Source organism: Actinomycetaceae bacterium MB13-C1-2, assembly GCA_035621235.1.
In the GTDB taxonomy this organism is placed as follows: domain Bacteria; phylum Actinomycetota; class Actinomycetes; order Actinomycetales; family Actinomycetaceae; genus Scrofimicrobium.
The window spans coordinates 1,171,550-1,186,176 of sequence record CP141731.1 but is presented as its reverse complement, the minus strand read 5'-3'; the positions used below and the strand labels follow the sequence as shown (position 1 = coordinate 1,186,176).

Genomic DNA, 14,627 nt, shown 5'->3' with positions numbered 1-14,627 from the left:
CGCCGTCACCGCCCACTCACCGTTCCAGCTATCTAACATATGATATTTAGTGCAGGTTGCGGGCTGTAGGAATGTGCCCGTTCGCCCCGTAACCATCGGCCCGAAGTTGCATTGATCAGGCACAAGACCTAGATTCGCACTAGTTTCCCGAAGAGGAGGGTTATGGCACGCCGACTGGCACCCGATGAAAGACGCGACCTCATACTGCGCCAAACGCGGCAAATGATTACCGAAGAGGGGACTGGAGGACTCAGTTTCCGGGCAGTTGCACGCTATTGCGGGATGAGCGCCCCCGGCGTATTGCACTATTTTGACGGCCTAACCCCCCTACTCGAAGCCGTTCTGGACCAGCGCGAAGAAGAAGAGCGCGCGGCCTTCCTCGCGGCGATTCCCGATAATCCCACACTGCTGGAATGGGCGGACACGGTTGTAAAGGTTTCAATGTCCAGGGCAAAGGAGAACCGCAGCTTCGACATCATGGAAGCACAGGCCTTGGGCTCTCCGGAACACCCTGCTTACGGATGGTATGCACGAAAGTCCCGACATCTTGACGAGACGATTGAGCTAGCCAAGAAAGACTATCCTCGTGACCCCGAGGCAGTGCTCACTGTGCTCGGAACGGTTGTTGACGGCCTCCGCTTTAGCTGGATACGCTCGACCGAAATCTCGGACTACGCATCAGACTGGAAGCAGGTGCGTGACACCGTCTTCGCTGGGTTCGAACAGTACCGGGCATAACTAGCAGCTAAGGCGGCTTAGCGGCCAAAGGATTGACCGGCCTCTCGTTGTCCATCACCCAATAGATATTAAATCTATCAGGTAATAGATTGCCGTCATGACACTATATAGATGCGGTTCCACAGAGCTTCAGGACGGCCGGCATCTGCTCAACGTGACAGACACCATCCGCACCGACGAATCGAATCACCTGGCCGACCTCGCATTCGCGAACGTAGAACCCCGGGCCTAGTGATCACCGACATTCCAACCGGAGGTGAGGACCTCGAGCCCTCCTCTACCTCTTGATGGACTGTGTGACCGTAAACTTTGAGTTGCGTCCCAACTGTTTAGTCGGACCAACCATGCGCTCAAGGCTTCTTCGATGCGGAAGGTGCGAGTTGAAGACTGTCAACATGATTCCTCCGGGCTTCAGGACTCTCGCTGCATCCGCGAATAGTAGTTCCGAAAGTTCAGTCGAGACGGCCGCGTCCGAGTGAAACGGAGGATTGCAAACAATCAGATCAAGACTGTGATCGGCCTGTTGAGACAGCGCGTTGTCCTGGCGCACCTCCCAATCGCCGTCGGGCACATTCTTTCTCAGAGTGGCTTGCGCGGATTTCACCGCCGCGGCTGAGCGATCTGTCGCAATCACGTGGCAGCCCGTGCTTAAGCCGAGGGGACGGGACCGGACAAGGACAGTCGCAAGCACACCAGTCCCACAACCCAGATCTGCAGCGACTAATTGGCTCTCCGGTCTTGGTTCGGGAAGCGTCCTGATGAAATCAATCAGGAACCGGGAGCCATGATCTACCTTCCCCGAAGCAAACGATCCCGGGACAGAGCAGACCCAGAGGTCCAGGTCGCGGTCGTAGGTCTCGGCGAAAGCGTCTGTAGCATCCGGTCGAGGTAGTCGCAGGTTTGATGCAAACAACACCCTAGACTTCTGGCGCGCACGCGACGCAGAGACATTGGAGAAGAACCTTTCTAAGACCTGGTTCATCGCCTTGGTCATATGTTTAGTACGCCCACCCGCATAGACCCGAACATCTTTAGCAGCGTAGGCCGCAACCAGCCGAATCCAGTGCTCAAACTGATCCAGATCCTTGGGAAGCTGAATCAGCACTACCCGAGCATCCGTGAGCAAAGATGAGTCAAGTGGGTAGCCCGTGAACTCACGGTCAGCAAGAACCGCCTCCACCGCAGGCGAACCGGCGGACCCCTCGCTGACCCGAGGCTCACCGTCCACCGGGCGACCCATAGGCCTGCCCTCTGCTTGCGCTCCTTCCGTCGCGGCTTCGTTCCCGAGCCATCTCTTTATTTGGACTCCGTTTCCTACGGCCTCACCCACAGGGCCGCCCTCTGCAGGAGGAGGCATCTCGTCCAGAGTTGAGCGATCGGAGCCGATACGCGCATGCGTTCCAGAACCACGCAGAGCCTCCTCGTTCGCCGCCAGAGCTAGTTGTCCGGCGAAGGAGTCCTGGTGAACCCGCACTCCGGTCGCGCCGAGAGAGAGCGTAGCAAGGGTTAGGGCTCCGTATCGATCACCAATGATTACCACAGAACCGGGTGCCGCACTGCGGATAGTCGGCGCAGCCAGGTCGATAAGCAAGCGGTCAGTCGCGTCAGAGGCACACAGGTTCTCAGCCTCAGCATCGGGCCAACGCCGAAGGAGTTGATAGGGAAACTCCACACGCTCTATTTTGTCTTGTTTGTCGACCATGACCCAAGGGTAAGTCGCCGAGAGACGCAGACCCGAAAGGAGCTGGGGCCCAATATCTGCCATGGTGGCCATTCTTCATCCGAAACGATGCGGTGTACGAGGAATAGCGGGCCGCTATAGCAGATACTCTGCCGTGAGGGTGGGGTGCAGTGGGCTGAAAGCCCACAATATCTGCCGGCGTGGCCGCTCCTCGTCCGAGACCATGCCGTTTCCGAAGGACAAACCGGCCCCACTGGCGGATAATCGCGCAACGCCTATCCTCGCCACCAGTGGGCCAGATCACTCTTGACAAATTGTAGGGTACCCTTTGTATTCTGTTCACAGGGTACCCGTCGAACGGGCCCCATTCGGACTTGAATAAATCAAGACTCTTACCAGAAAGGATTCCACTGTGAATCAGGAACTAAACGAAAAAATGATGCAAACTATTGGACTACTGCGATACCAACGCAGGCAGGCACGCAGAGCAAGTGATGTAAGGTCCGACCCGTCGCAGGGGCAAGGCCGAGTGCTCGCAGCCCTGAAACTTCAAGACAAGATCGCTACCAAAGATCTTGCCTATGTGCTGGGACTGCACCCCGCGTCGCTAAATGAGACATTGGCAAAGCTGACCAAAGAAGGGTACATAACCCGCGAGCAGTCTCCAGAAGATGGCCGCGTCATGCTAGTCAAGCTGACCGACAAAGGACGTGCCCTGCAGCAGCAAGGACACCCTTCGCCTCTTGGCAATGTGTTCGATTGCCTCGATCAGTCAGAGCAAGCAAACATGGCAGGCTACCTCGACCGAGTAAATGCCGCTCTGAAGAATCAACTTGGCGTCGACGAGGACTTCGACCCCTCTGCCCTGCGCCGACACGGACATGGTCGAGGAGACCACGGACCCGGCTCTGATCATGACCGTCGTCACCAAGATGGAGAACATGGAGGTAGGGGCGGACGTGGCCCTCATGGCGAAGGCAGACGCCGCGGTCCTCGCGGAGACGATCGAGGGCGAGGCCGACGCGACGATCGAAATCACGGTCCTCACCGAGGGACTGGACCGGGTGGATTCCCTCCCGAAGATTTCCCCCAGAACGGCACTGATCCCGAGAACTAACATCGAGCATTCCCCGAACCGAATATCTCCAAAGCGCCACTGCGAGCCTCACCGAGGGACAGGACCGGGCGCCATGCCCCCCGTTTTCGTGTTGGGTCCCGACCGTTTCGCAACATCCAGCACGAGAATCCGATGGCCCTGCACCGCCGCAACCTCAATCCGAGTTCCCGCCACGTCCACCTCATCCCCCACCTTTGCGAGGCGCCCGAGCCTCTCTAAGACGTAGCCGGCAGCGGTCTCGTACTCTCCATCTTCTAGTTCAACCCCGGTAACTTCCTGAAACTCCTCAATCGTGAGTCCAGCATTAACCCTGAGAATGCCTTCGCTCGTCCTCATAAAGAGCGGCACGTTCGGATCGTACTCGTCGCGAATTTCCCCAACTAGCTCCTCGACCAAATCTTCGAGAGTAATGATGCCGTCCGTGCCGCCATACTCATCCACCACCACGGCGATATGCATTCCTTCGGCACGCATCTGTGTCAGCACCGGTAGCACGCGATTGGTGGCGGGAAGTAGCAGGACCTCTCGCATCAGGCTTCTAACGCGCTGTTCCTCGGAAGCTCCCAGAAGATCACGCACGTGCAGAAATCCGAGCACATCGTCGAAGTTCTCTCCCACAACCGGGTAGCGCGAGTACGGTGCATTTAGGATCACCTCACGCGCTTCCCCAACAGTCAGATCCGCCGGCATAAAGGTCACACTTGGACGAGGCGTCATGACTTCTTCCAGTGTCCGGTCCCCGGTGTCCATCACGTCTGTGAGGATCTTCCGTTCATCGGGACTCAGCGATTGATGACCCGCAACGATAGTCCTGAGTTCTTCCTCAGTCATCTCCTCGCCGCGAGCGTCCGGGTCCCCGCCCAGTAGCCGTACCACTCCATTCGTCGAAACGGAGAGCAACCAGACGACCGGCCGCATTAGCCGCGCAAAGTAGTCAAGGGGTGGCCCGAGTAACTTGGCGACCTTCTCCGTGTACTGGAGCGCGATTCGTTTTGGAACCAGTTCGCCAAAAACCAATGAAAGGTAGGCGATGAACAGCGTCAGCAGAACAAGGGAAACTGTGGCGGCAACCGACTCGGACATTCCAATTTGCACCAGTAGCGGCGCGAAGTCCGGGGCCAGAGTTGCCGCACCGAACGCTGCGGAAAGAAATCCCATAACTGTGACGCCGATCTGAACTGCGGCGAGGAATCGATTGGGGTCCCGTGCAAGGGACGCTGTTCGAGCGGCGCGTCCCCCCTCGTTCTCCATGCGGTCGATCTGACCTTGGCGTAGTGACACAAGCGCCAGTTCAGTCGCGGCAAAAACACCGCCAATGAGCACAAAGACGACGACCAGCAGAATATTGAGCCAAGTATCTTGGTCCATCAGGCTGCTCGACATGTAGCCAGGAGGAACAGGGCGTCACTACAGTCATCGTCCATGTATTCCAGTGAATCGGGACTGGACCGCTACGTCAAGAAACCCATAAGAATTGACTCATGCGTAATTGCTGTCGCGCACGGAAGCCCATTCCCTTAACCTTTGTGACATGAGCGACACAAACATTCCGGCGACGACAAAGCTGTCAAATCGAGCCTACGAGGCTGAGCTACTTCACCTACAGGGCGAACTGGTGAAGTTGCAACGTTGGGTCAAAGAGAACGGTGAGCGAATAGTCATCATATTCGAGGGGCGCGATGCCGCTGGCAAAGGCGGAACCATCAAGCGCATCACCGAGTATCTTTCACCCCGCGTCGCCCGGGTCGCAGCTCTACCCGCACCAACCGAACGCGAGCAGACTCAGTGGTACTTCCAACGCTACATTGCCCACTTGCCGGCAGCGGGAGAGATTGTTTTGTTTGATCGCTCCTGGTACAACCGGGCGGGAGTTGAGAAGGTTATGGGCTTTTGCACCCCGAGGGAAAGCATGCTGTTTATGCGCCAGTGCCCCATCTTCGAACAGATGTTGATTGAGGATGGAATCCATCTTCGCAAGTACTGGTTTTCTGTCTCAGACAAGATGCAGTACAAACGATTTAGGAAGCGATTGGATGACCCGCTTCGACAGTGGAAGCTCTCTCCCATGGACCTTGAGTCGATCACCAGATGGGAAGAATACTCGCGTGCTAAGGACGAGATGATGGTCCATACCGACACCCCAACCTCGCCCTGGTTCCACGTGCACTCGGACTCGAAGAAGGCCGCGCGCCTCAATATGATTCACCATCTGTTGGACTCGTTGCCGTACGAGGAGCTTCCCTCGCCAGAGCCGATCATCATGCCTGAACGCCCCGAAGGGTTCGGCTACCGCAGGCCGTCCGTGTCTGTATCGAACTATGTCCCCGACTACGCCGCAACGATCAGAAAACCGGCACGAGGCACACCATTGCACGACACTGAGGACTAGACCCCTCCCGCCCAAACGCTCAGCAGTCCTCCCTTCGGGACGCGGCGAAAGAGAGCCTAAATCACCGTCGGCACAAGCGATCTTCACGGCGCCTAAGAATCCAAGACGGGTCCCGTCCGTCCAAGACCCTCCTAACCGCAGATACGCCGGGAACTAACCCTGCTCGGCAGCCCAAGCTGCGAGTCCCTTGTCCTCCGGGAGTCTCGCGTACAACGTCGCCTGAAACGCGTGGTAGAGGTCGGCTTTCCCAGGCCACGTAAACACCACGGGCTCGTTGTGTTCTCCCAGTTCGGGAAACCATCCTCCGTTAACGTGATCAACCAGGTTCTGGTCGGTCCACTCCCAGAGATCCACGTATGTTTGGCCATAACTAGGGTCATTGATCTCTTCGGCCAAATAACGCGCAGCACCAATTGCTTCGGCCGTTTCCCAGAAGTACTTTTCGCGAACTACCGGTGTCCCGTCCCAATCCACGGTGTAGCAGAAACCACCAGCGGGCATCCAGCCATCCTGAAAGGCACCGTTGAATAGGTTGGTTGCCGCCGCGACCATCCATGGTTCGTCCACGCCAAGCCCACGTAGTTGGAGGATCAGCTTGGACCACTCCAGCCAGTGTCCCGGCTGCGAACCGTATGGCCGGAAGGGGTGACGAGGCTCGTCTCGGTTGAACTCTAACGCTGGTTCCCACTGGTCGTCGAAGTGCTCAGGAAGGCGCCAAGCTCCCTCCTCAGGCGAAGCGGCGCGCCCAGCGATGAATGTTGCGATCCTCTTGGCACGTTCCAGGAACACTGCATTTCCGGAAGCCTCATACGCGGCCAAGTATGCCTCTGTCAGGTGCATGTTTGCGTTTTGGCCCCGATAGGTATCGAGCTCAGTGAAGGAACGATCGTAGCCCTCAACGCAGCGTCCCTCCTCCTCACGCCAATAGCGCTCAACAGTTTCCACTGCCCTGTCGAACAGCTCCGGTGCGCGGTCGAATCCAGCGACAAAAGCGGAAGATGCCGCTAGCAGCATCTGTGCCTGCCCATAGAGTTCCTTGCGATCTGAAGGATTTGCGCCGCCTACTGTCGCATAGAAACCGCCGTATTCAGAGTCCCACCCGTCTCCGTCGACATAGAAATCGAGACCGTGCTCAACGATCTCGGACGCACCTGGACGCCCGAGCAGGTGCGCGAGAGAGAAGCAGTGCAGCATCCTCGCTCCGAGCCAGAGCTGTGCCCCTTCTTCTTCCATCGGTTTGCCCACGTTGTCTAAGTACGCATACCCGCCAGACTTCAGACGAACGTTCGGCTGATAGAAATCAAGGAGTGCCTCCCGCTCGGCATCGAGCCAAGCGAGGTGGCCCCGATCCTCAAACGGGTTCTTACAATCCCTGTCACAACCGACAGCAACATTCTTGGACGACTGCTCCCCCATTTAGATCTCCCTTGACAAACGATCAACTCGACGATGTATACGTCGATTCTAGTGCCAACTAGAAATGGCTCTGTGGCACTGCGTGCGGGCTTGGCTGCAGAAACTGGTGTGTTCCGACGCGGCGCCGCCACCCGACTGCAATTCCCGCAATGCGCCCGATGGCCGATGAGGCAACCCACAATCCTCCGCCCGCGAGACCAGTCAGATACCCCGCAGCCACAGACAATCGAAACCACGCCAGCTAATTGGCTTAGATGTCCGGACGTACCGCCAGTTGATCCGTTTCCGGAACCGTTTCCGAAGACGCTAGAGTGGATTTGCTATCACGCTCATTGTGGGTTGAAATTGCGACGGCGCATTGCCCGGCGCAAGTGCTATAGGAAAGAAGTTGCTAGGAGACGTTCCATGACAACCGACCTCACGACAAATCTGTGTGGGTTCATTCGTGCAGCCTCAGGTAAGAGTTCACCGAACTCCACCCCCGCAGAGTTCTGGGAGGGCTTGTCGGCCTTCGTCGTTAATAGGATCGCAGATGACTGGGATTCGACCACGCGTCGATACCGACAGGGACGGCAGGAGCACTACTTCTCTGCCGAGTTCCTGGAAGGACGCGCCCTACTCAACAACCTAGTGAACCTGGGAATGCTGGACGAAGTTGCCGCAGCCGTCAAGGACTGCGGCCAAGACCTATCTGATGTTCTAGAAGCCGAACATGATGCCGCACTCGGCAACGGGGGTCTCGGGCGACTAGCAGCCTGCTTCCTAGACTCCTGCGCAACTCTAAACCTGCCGGTTACCGGTTATGGCATCCTCTACCGATATGGATTGTTCCGTCAGACCATCGACGATGGATTTCAGAACGAGCACCCGGACCCGTGGATGGAAGATGGTTACCCCTTCGTTATCCGCCGCGAAGAACAGGCGAAGTACATCAACTTTGCGGACATGAAAGTTCGGGCGATTCCCTACGACATGCCAATCGTTGGATACGGAACCAGGAACGTAAACACCCTGCGTTTGTGGAAATCGGAGCCAATTGAAGAGTTCGACTACGACGCGTTCAACTCCCAGCGCTTCACCGACGCCATCGTCGAACGTGAGCGTGTCGCAGACCTCTGTCGCGTTCTCTATCCGAACGACACGACGTACGAGGGTAAAGTGCTTCGCGTTCGCCAGCAGTACTTCTTTGTTTCGGCGTCCCTTCAGACCATTATCGAGGTCTATATGAGATCGCACGGCGATGACTTCTCGAAGTTCGGAGAGCTCAACTCGGTGCAACTCAATGACACCCACCCGGTACTTGCCATCCCCGAACTGATGCGACTGCTGATGGACGAGGAAGGACTTGGGTGGGACGAAGCTTGGCGAATTGTTCAGAGTACGTTTGCTTACACCAACCACACTGTCCTTGCCGAGGCGCTTGAAACCTGGGAGATTTCGATTTTCCAGCAACTGTTCCCTCGTATCCTTGAGATCGTCTTGGAGATCGACCGTCGGTTCCGCGAGGAACTCGGCAAGCTCAATGTCGACCCCGGCGTCATTGAATACATGGCCCCCGTGTCTGGCGGTCGTGTGCACATGGCATGGATCGCCTGCTACGCCTCGTTCTCTATCAACGGTGTGGCGGCGCTACACACGGAAATCCTCAAGCGCGACACGCTAAAGGATTGGTATGCGTTATGGCCGGAGCGCTTCAACAACAAGACCAACGGGGTAACCCAGCGAAGGTGGCTGAACAACTGCAACCCGAAGCTTGCGGAGCTTTTGACGCGTGAACTGGGATCGGATGCCTGGGTCACTGACCTCGACCAGCTGAAGACCTTGTTGCCGCTGGGTGCCAACGATGATCTGATGCGTGAGTTGCTTGAGATCAAAGCTGACAACAAGGAGCGGTTCGCGACTTGGCTAGAGCACCGTCAGGGCGACGTGATCCCGACGGATGCCATCTATGACGTGCAGATTAAGCGCCTGCATGAATACAAACGCCAACTCCTGAACGCCATGTACATCCTCGATCTGTACTATCGCCTGAAGGACAATCCGAAACTGGATGTCGAACCCCGCGTCTTCATCTTCGGGGCCAAGTCGGCTCCCGGATACAGGCGAGCCAAAGCGATCATCAAGTTGATCAATGAGGTCGGCCGCATCGTCAACGGCGATCCGGACATGAAGGGACGCTTGGCGGTCGTGTTCGTAGAAAACTACAACGTGACCCCCGCTGAGTACATTATTCCCGCCGCGGACGTTTCAGAACAGATTTCTACGGCCGGTAAAGAGGCCTCGGGCACCTCGAACATGAAGTTCATGATGAATGGGGCGCTGACCCTGGGAACGCTGGACGGCGCAAACGTTGAGATCCTTGAGGCGGTCGGGGAGGACAACGCGTATATCTTCGGAGCGAAAGAAGAGGAATTACCGGAACTGCGCAAGACGTACAACCCGCGAGAGAAGTATGAGACCGTACCGGGACTACGTAGAGTGCTCGATTCCTTTGTCGACGGAACTCTGCGGGACGGAGGCAACGGGGACTTCCATGATCTCTATGTCTCGTTACTCGATGGTTCATCCTGGGAGACTGCGGATACCTACTACCTATTGGGCGACTTCGCCTCATACCGCGAGATGCGCGACCAGATGGCAGCGGACTACCACGACGATCAGCTAGGTTGGGCTCGCATGTGCTGGGTGAACATCTGTGAGTCTGGGCGCTTCTCGTCTGATCGAACCATCCGCGACTACGCTGAACAGGTCTGGAAGTTGGAACCGGAGCCAATCGCCTAGCACCTTCCTAACCTCTCCCATTTGCCAATCACATCGGGAAGGCGACACGCGGCAAACTCGGCCGAGCAACACCCCTATCTGATTGGCAAGTCACGAACCAACTGGCGGGGCTAGAATCTGGACCCTGCTTGGCTCCTCGGTACCCCAATCAGATCGGGGCCTATTTCGCAGGTTTTGGCGGCGTGTCGCATCCCGATCTGATTGGCAAGTCACGAGTTGACGGTGACGATAGACTCCCCTTGTGTCTCACTCACATAGCCACGGTCATGGCGGGAAAGCTCCCGCCTCTCACTGGGTTGTGGTCGGACTCGCGATCACGCTGACCTTGTTGTTTGTGGCGACCGTCGTCGCAACTGTCGTGCTGTGGCCCAGCGCCTCTGATCTGCCCGAGAAACGTCCCGTCACTCATCCGGGGACGGAAACCGTCAACGCAGTGATCCTTAGCTATGAGTCCGGAGACCCCGACGACGTAAGCATTGCCGCCACGGCGACGGTAAAGATTGACGGGACCGGGGAGGTTGCTGACGTTCAATTGAACCCCTCAATTGCGCGGCCGGAGATAGTCGGCCACCGCGTCACCCTGATGTCGCAGACGCAGGAGGCAATCAACCTCGGCCAACCGGCCTACATCTTCATGGACTTCCACCGGACCAACACCCTGTTGATCCTTGGTGCCATCTTTGCGGTCTGCGTCGTGGCGGTGGCGGGGTTCAAAGGCGTGGCAGCCCTGGTCGGTCTGATCGCCGGCCTCGCGGTGGTCTGGTTCTTCACTTTGCCCGCACTGTTGGCGGGACGCCCTGCTCTAGCGGTTGCACTGGTGACGGCCAGCCTCATTCTATTCGTGGTCGTGTACATGGCTCACGGAATATCTGTTAAGTCGACGACCGCCCTACTTGGAACATTTGCGGGCGTAGCAGTGGTGATTGTGCTTGCCTCATGGGCTATTCCCTCGGCCATTTTGACACCCGAGTTCGATGAGGAAATGGGAGTACTCGCCGCGACGACTCCCGGGATTGATCTGCGTGGAGTTCTGCTCTGCGGCATGGTCCTCAGCGGCGTCGGCGTACTTAACGACGTGACGATCACACAGGCCTCTGCAGTCTGGGAACTACGTGAAGCGGCCCCGAGTGATTCGCGGATGAGCATCTTCACCAGAGCGATGCGAATCGGCCGGGACCACATCGCCTCAACGGTCTACACCATCGCATTTGCGTACGTCGGTGGCGCACTCGCGCTCCTTCTCCTGGTTGGTTCTATGGACTACGGGGCACTTGAGTGGGTGTCGTTCAGCGATGTGGCAAGCGAACTGGTGTCCATCGGGGTGGCCTCGATCGGATTGGTCCTGACGATCCCTCTTACTACCGCGATCGCAGCGGCGCTCGCTGGGGGCCCTAAGAATGGGAACCAACCAAAACCCGTCTAAGACTCCCCTCCCTCAGGGTTTTGAACTGGTCCCCGGAAGTTGGACGGCTTAATTAAAGCATCATGCGGCGAGGGCATGAGCACGGTATTCCATCGGGCTCATGCCCTCAAGTGTGAGTGAGACGCGCTCGGTGTTGTACCAGGCGATGTATGCGTGGATCTCGGCTTCGAGGTCTTCGATGCTGTCGAAGGAGTCATGGTGGAACATCTCTTCCTTCAGGTGGCCGAAGAAGTTCTCCATTACTGCGTTGTCCAGGCAGTTGCCCTTCCTGGACATCGACTGCGCAGCGCCTGCCATTGCTAGGCATTGTTGCCAGTGCGCGTGCTGGTAATGGAATCCTTGGTCACTGTGGACCAGGAGCGATGCGTGCTCTGGGAGCTGTTCGAGCGCGTCCCTCAGTGAGGACACCGCGAACTCCACTGTTGGGTGCTGGCTCGTGGCGAACGCAACGATAGAGCGGTCGCACAGATCCAGGACCGGTGACAGATACAGCTTGGCTTCCCTTACTTTGAACTCAGTCACGTCCGTCACCCATTTTTCATTCGGGCGATCCGCAAAGAACTGGCGGTTAAGTAGGTTCGGGGCGATCTTGCCGACGTTGCCCTTGTAGCTGGAGAAGCGTTTACGGCTACGCGTTTTGGGTTTCAACCCCAGGACCTGCATCGTTTTCAACACGGTTTTCTTCGCGACCTGCCACCCTTGCTTACGCAGCTCGATGTGGATGCGGCGGTGACCGTACCGGGACTTGTTGTGCTCGAAGATCTCTTCGACCGCTGCTTTCAATTCCGCGTGCGGGTCTGCGCCGTCGAGTCTGGCCAGGTGGTAATAGAACGTTGACCTGGCAAGCCCTGCGACATCGAGCAGTACCAACAGATCGTAGTCGTCCTTGAGAGTGGCTACAGCACGTGTTTTTAGTGCAGCCCCTGATCCCTCAAGTCCCGCAATTTTTTCAGGTACGCGTTCTCCGCCCGCAACCGCACGTTCTCCCGTTGCACGCGTTCCAGCTCAGAAACTGGCCGCTGGGGAACATCAGGATCTCCCTTCGGCCTGCCCTTGGGCTTAGGCCGCAGTCCGTCTTCCCCCTCAACTCGATACTTGTGCACCCAGTTCTTGACTAAGTTCGGCGAACTGAGCTGAAATTCCTCGGCCAGGGCACGCTTAGACTCTCCAGCCAGAAACCGATCAACGATCTCCTTCTTACGGTCATACGAGTACGCAGTTTTTGTTGGTTTCTCCACAAGACACAATCTGCCATGGATTCGCCAACGCTCATACAACATGCGCACCCGATCCATGGGCACTCGCAGACGGTTTGCGGTCGCGCCCGCGCCGTACCCCTGCTCGAAATAGTCAACCGCGAGTTCTCGTTGGTTGGGTGAAAGAAGTGAACGTGTTCGCATAGAAAAGCTCCCCGAAAGTCGGTATCTGATTTCTCAGTCCAACTTCCGGGGACCAGTTCATTTGCCAATCAGATAGGGGCCTTTTCGCGCCGTCTTTTCGGCGTGTTGGCCCCCTATCTGATTGGCAAACCCTGAGGGAGGAAGCCTGGAGTACAAGAGACGAGAACTCAGGCCAACATGTGCTCCACGCACAGGTTCTCTACTGCAGCGTGATCCTCGCAAACGACCATACGGGCTTTGCACAAGGGATCTGCGCAGTTCCCCAGATCTCTTGCTGGTGCACCACAAACGTCGCACTCGCCGATCACTTTGGTCTCGGGCGAGAAATCGATTGTTTCGCGCCCATCAAAGACAGCGAGCGATCCCTGCCATAGCCCCTGGTCTCCAAAGGTTTCTCCGTATCGGACGATACCGCCGTCGATCTGGTAAACCTCGGAAAATCCACGATTCTTCATAAGGGCTGAAAGAATCTCGCATCTGATTCCACCGGTGCAGTAGGTGACGATTGGTTTGTCCTTCAGGTCGTCAAAGGCCCCGCTTTCGATCTGTTCGATAAACCCGTGGGTGGTCTCAACGTCGGGAACGACGGCGTCATTGAACCTGCCGATGCGAGCTTCCCATTCATTTCTCCCATCGAAGAAGACGACCTCGTCCCCTCTCTGTTCGACCAGTTCGTTTACCTGGGCAGGCGTTAGATGCTCACCACCACCAATGACTCCGCCCGGGCCAACCTTCACCTCGTCCGGCGTTCCAAACGCGACCAGTTCGGGGCGGACTTTCACTGACAGACGAGGAAAATCGCTAATCCTCTTCCACGGAGCACGCCGATCACGACCACGATTCCACTCGGGTTGATCTGCGTCAAAACCCGTGCCCTCGGACCACTTCACCGTATCCGTGATCCCGCGAAACGGCGCATACTCTTTGGTTCGCTTGATGTACTGCTTACAGGCATCCAGTTCTCCACCAACCGTGCCATTTATGCCGTGTGGTGAGATGATGATTCGTCCCCGCAGACCTAGTTTTTCGCATAGTTCACGCTGCCAGAGCATCACTGCGTCCGGGTCCGCCACAGGTGCTAAGACGTAGTAGAGAAGTATCTTTGGTTCGGCCATTTCACAATCCTATCGGTGCCCGAAATCTACCGGTCGTATAGGTTTAAGTAATGGCACTACTGATCCCGTTCGAGGGCAAAACTCCGCAGGTTGATCCCACTGCTTGGCTTGCCCCCAATGCGACTCTGATCGGCGACGTTCGAGTCGGTCCGGGCGCGTCGATCTGGTTCGGCGCGGTACTTCGCGGCGATATGGATCGCATTGAGTTGGGAGCAGGAAGTAACCTTCAGGACAACGTAGTTGTCCACACTGACACGGGTATTCCAACCGTCATCGGTAAGAACGTCGGAGTCGGGCATCTTGCCCTCATCCACGGCGCAACCGTTGAAGACGGATGCCTAATTGGCATGGGGGCACGACTGCTAAACGGTTCCCGTATTGGGAGCGGTGCGATGGTCGCGGCCGGAGCTTTGGTTCTCGAAGGGCGCTCAGTAGAACCGGGACATATCGTCGCCGGAGTACCGGCAAAGGACCGCGGTGAACTAACCCCTGAGGTAGCACAGCGCGTTCATGAGAACGCCTTCCGCTACCAGGAACTCGCCGCCAGATATAGGAATCAGTAGAACT

The 14,627-nt window shown here is 57.1% G+C and carries 13 protein-coding genes; 7 read left to right on the top strand and 6 right to left on the bottom strand.

What is annotated here, in order from left to right:
- The first annotated feature begins 162 nt into the window (after positions 1-162).
- Together U6G28_05265 and U6G28_05260 are read left to right on the top strand one after the other, a co-directional pair.
- Positions 163-738: a TetR/AcrR family transcriptional regulator gene (locus tag U6G28_05265; GenBank protein WRS31093.1), complete on the top strand. Its 576-nt coding sequence runs from the start codon at positions 163-165 to the stop codon at positions 736-738.
- Positions 739-835: 97 nt separating this feature from the next.
- Entirely contained in the window at positions 836-970 is a 135-nt protein-coding gene (locus U6G28_05260) for a hypothetical protein (GenBank protein WRS31092.1), read from the top strand.
- 45 nt (positions 971-1,015) lie between these two features.
- Here the strand turns inward: U6G28_05260 and U6G28_05255 are convergent, their stop codons facing one another.
- Positions 1,016-2,440 carry a methyltransferase gene (locus U6G28_05255; GenBank protein ID WRS31091.1) on the bottom strand — a complete coding sequence of 475 codons (1,425 nt, stop codon included), beginning with the start codon at positions 2,438-2,440 and terminating at the stop codon, positions 1,016-1,018.
- Between the two features lie 391 nt (positions 2,441-2,831).
- Here U6G28_05255 and U6G28_05250 point away from each other — a divergent pair, with 391 nt between their 5' ends.
- Positions 2,832-3,536: a MarR family transcriptional regulator gene (locus U6G28_05250; GenBank protein WRS31090.1), complete on the top strand. Its 705-nt coding sequence runs from the start codon at positions 2,832-2,834 to the stop codon at positions 3,534-3,536.
- A gap of 48 nt (positions 3,537-3,584) precedes the next feature.
- Here U6G28_05250 and U6G28_05245 read toward each other — a convergent pair whose 3' ends face one another.
- The gene (locus U6G28_05245) at positions 3,585-4,919 is read right to left on the bottom strand and encodes a hemolysin family protein (GenBank protein WRS31089.1); all 1,335 of its coding nucleotides are present in this window, start codon (positions 4,917-4,919) and stop codon (positions 3,585-3,587) included.
- A 148-nt stretch (positions 4,920-5,067) separates the two neighbouring features.
- Here U6G28_05245 and ppk2 point away from each other — a divergent pair, with 148 nt between their 5' ends.
- Positions 5,068-5,925 carry a polyphosphate kinase 2 gene (ppk2, locus tag U6G28_05240; protein WRS31088.1) on the top strand — a complete coding sequence of 286 codons (858 nt, stop codon included), beginning with the start codon at positions 5,068-5,070 and terminating at the stop codon, positions 5,923-5,925.
- Positions 5,926-6,078: 153 nt separating this feature from the next.
- On the opposite strand, the gene U6G28_05235 is transcribed toward ppk2, so the two are convergent.
- Positions 6,079-7,341 (bottom strand): AGE family epimerase/isomerase, encoded by a 1,263-nt coding sequence (locus tag U6G28_05235; protein WRS31087.1) that lies wholly within the window; start codon positions 7,339-7,341, stop codon positions 6,079-6,081.
- Between the two features lie 405 nt (positions 7,342-7,746).
- On the opposite strand from U6G28_05235, the gene U6G28_05230 reads away from it, so the two are divergent.
- The gene (locus tag U6G28_05230) at positions 7,747-10,122 is read left to right on the top strand and encodes a glycogen/starch/alpha-glucan phosphorylase (protein WRS31086.1); all 2,376 of its coding nucleotides are present in this window, start codon (positions 7,747-7,749) and stop codon (positions 10,120-10,122) included.
- A gap of 241 nt (positions 10,123-10,363) precedes the next feature.
- Positions 10,364-11,545, top strand: a complete 1,182-nt coding sequence (locus U6G28_05225) for a YibE/F family protein (protein ID WRS31085.1) — start codon at positions 10,364-10,366, stop codon at positions 11,543-11,545.
- A 60-nt stretch (positions 11,546-11,605) separates the two neighbouring features.
- Here the strand turns inward: U6G28_05225 and U6G28_05220 are convergent, their stop codons facing one another.
- The 3 genes from U6G28_05220 to U6G28_05210 all read right to left on the bottom strand — a co-directional run bounded on the left by U6G28_05220 (position 11,606) and on the right by U6G28_05210 (position 14,060).
- Positions 11,606-12,415 carry an IS3 family transposase gene (locus U6G28_05220; protein WRS31084.1) on the bottom strand — a complete coding sequence of 270 codons (810 nt, stop codon included), beginning with the start codon at positions 12,413-12,415 and terminating at the stop codon, positions 11,606-11,608.
- Positions 12,416-12,456: 41 nt separating this feature from the next.
- Positions 12,457-12,945, bottom strand: a complete 489-nt coding sequence (locus U6G28_05215; GenBank protein WRS31083.1) for a helix-turn-helix domain-containing protein — start codon at positions 12,943-12,945, stop codon at positions 12,457-12,459.
- Positions 12,946-13,112: 167 nt separating this feature from the next.
- Positions 13,113-14,060 (bottom strand): rhodanese-related sulfurtransferase, encoded by a 948-nt coding sequence (locus tag U6G28_05210; GenBank protein ID WRS31082.1) that lies wholly within the window; start codon positions 14,058-14,060, stop codon positions 13,113-13,115.
- Positions 14,061-14,110: 50 nt separating this feature from the next.
- Between U6G28_05210 and U6G28_05205 the strand changes: the two genes are divergently transcribed.
- Positions 14,111-14,623, top strand: a complete 513-nt coding sequence (locus tag U6G28_05205) for a gamma carbonic anhydrase family protein (protein ID WRS31081.1) — start codon at positions 14,111-14,113, stop codon at positions 14,621-14,623.
- The last annotated feature ends 4 nt before the right edge of the window (positions 14,624-14,627 follow it).

Bases quoted from the DNA above. Each gene is read 5' to 3' on its own strand.
- U6G28_05265 (WRS31093.1), top strand. From the start codon at position 163: ATGGCACGCCGACTGGCACCCGATGAAAGACGCGACCTCATACTGCGC.
- U6G28_05260 (WRS31092.1), top strand. From the start codon at position 836: ATGACACTATATAGATGCGGTTCCACAGAGCTTCAGGACGGCCGGCAT.
- U6G28_05255 (WRS31091.1), bottom strand. From the start codon at position 2,440: ATGGTCGACAAACAAGACAAAATAGAGCGTGTGGAGTTTCCCTATCAA.
- U6G28_05245 (WRS31089.1), bottom strand. From the start codon at position 4,919: ATGTCGAGCAGCCTGATGGACCAAGATACTTGGCTCAATATTCTGCTG.
- ppk2 (WRS31088.1), top strand. From the start codon at position 5,068: ATGAGCGACACAAACATTCCGGCGACGACAAAGCTGTCAAATCGAGCC.
- U6G28_05235 (WRS31087.1), bottom strand. From the start codon at position 7,341: ATGGGGGAGCAGTCGTCCAAGAATGTTGCTGTCGGTTGTGACAGGGAT.
- U6G28_05230 (WRS31086.1), top strand. From the start codon at position 7,747: ATGACAACCGACCTCACGACAAATCTGTGTGGGTTCATTCGTGCAGCC.
- U6G28_05215 (WRS31083.1), bottom strand. From the start codon at position 12,945: ATGCGAACACGTTCACTTCTTTCACCCAACCAACGAGAACTCGCGGTT.
- U6G28_05210 (WRS31082.1), bottom strand. From the start codon at position 14,060: ATGGCCGAACCAAAGATACTTCTCTACTACGTCTTAGCACCTGTGGCG.
- U6G28_05205 (WRS31081.1), top strand. From the start codon at position 14,111: ATGGCACTACTGATCCCGTTCGAGGGCAAAACTCCGCAGGTTGATCCC.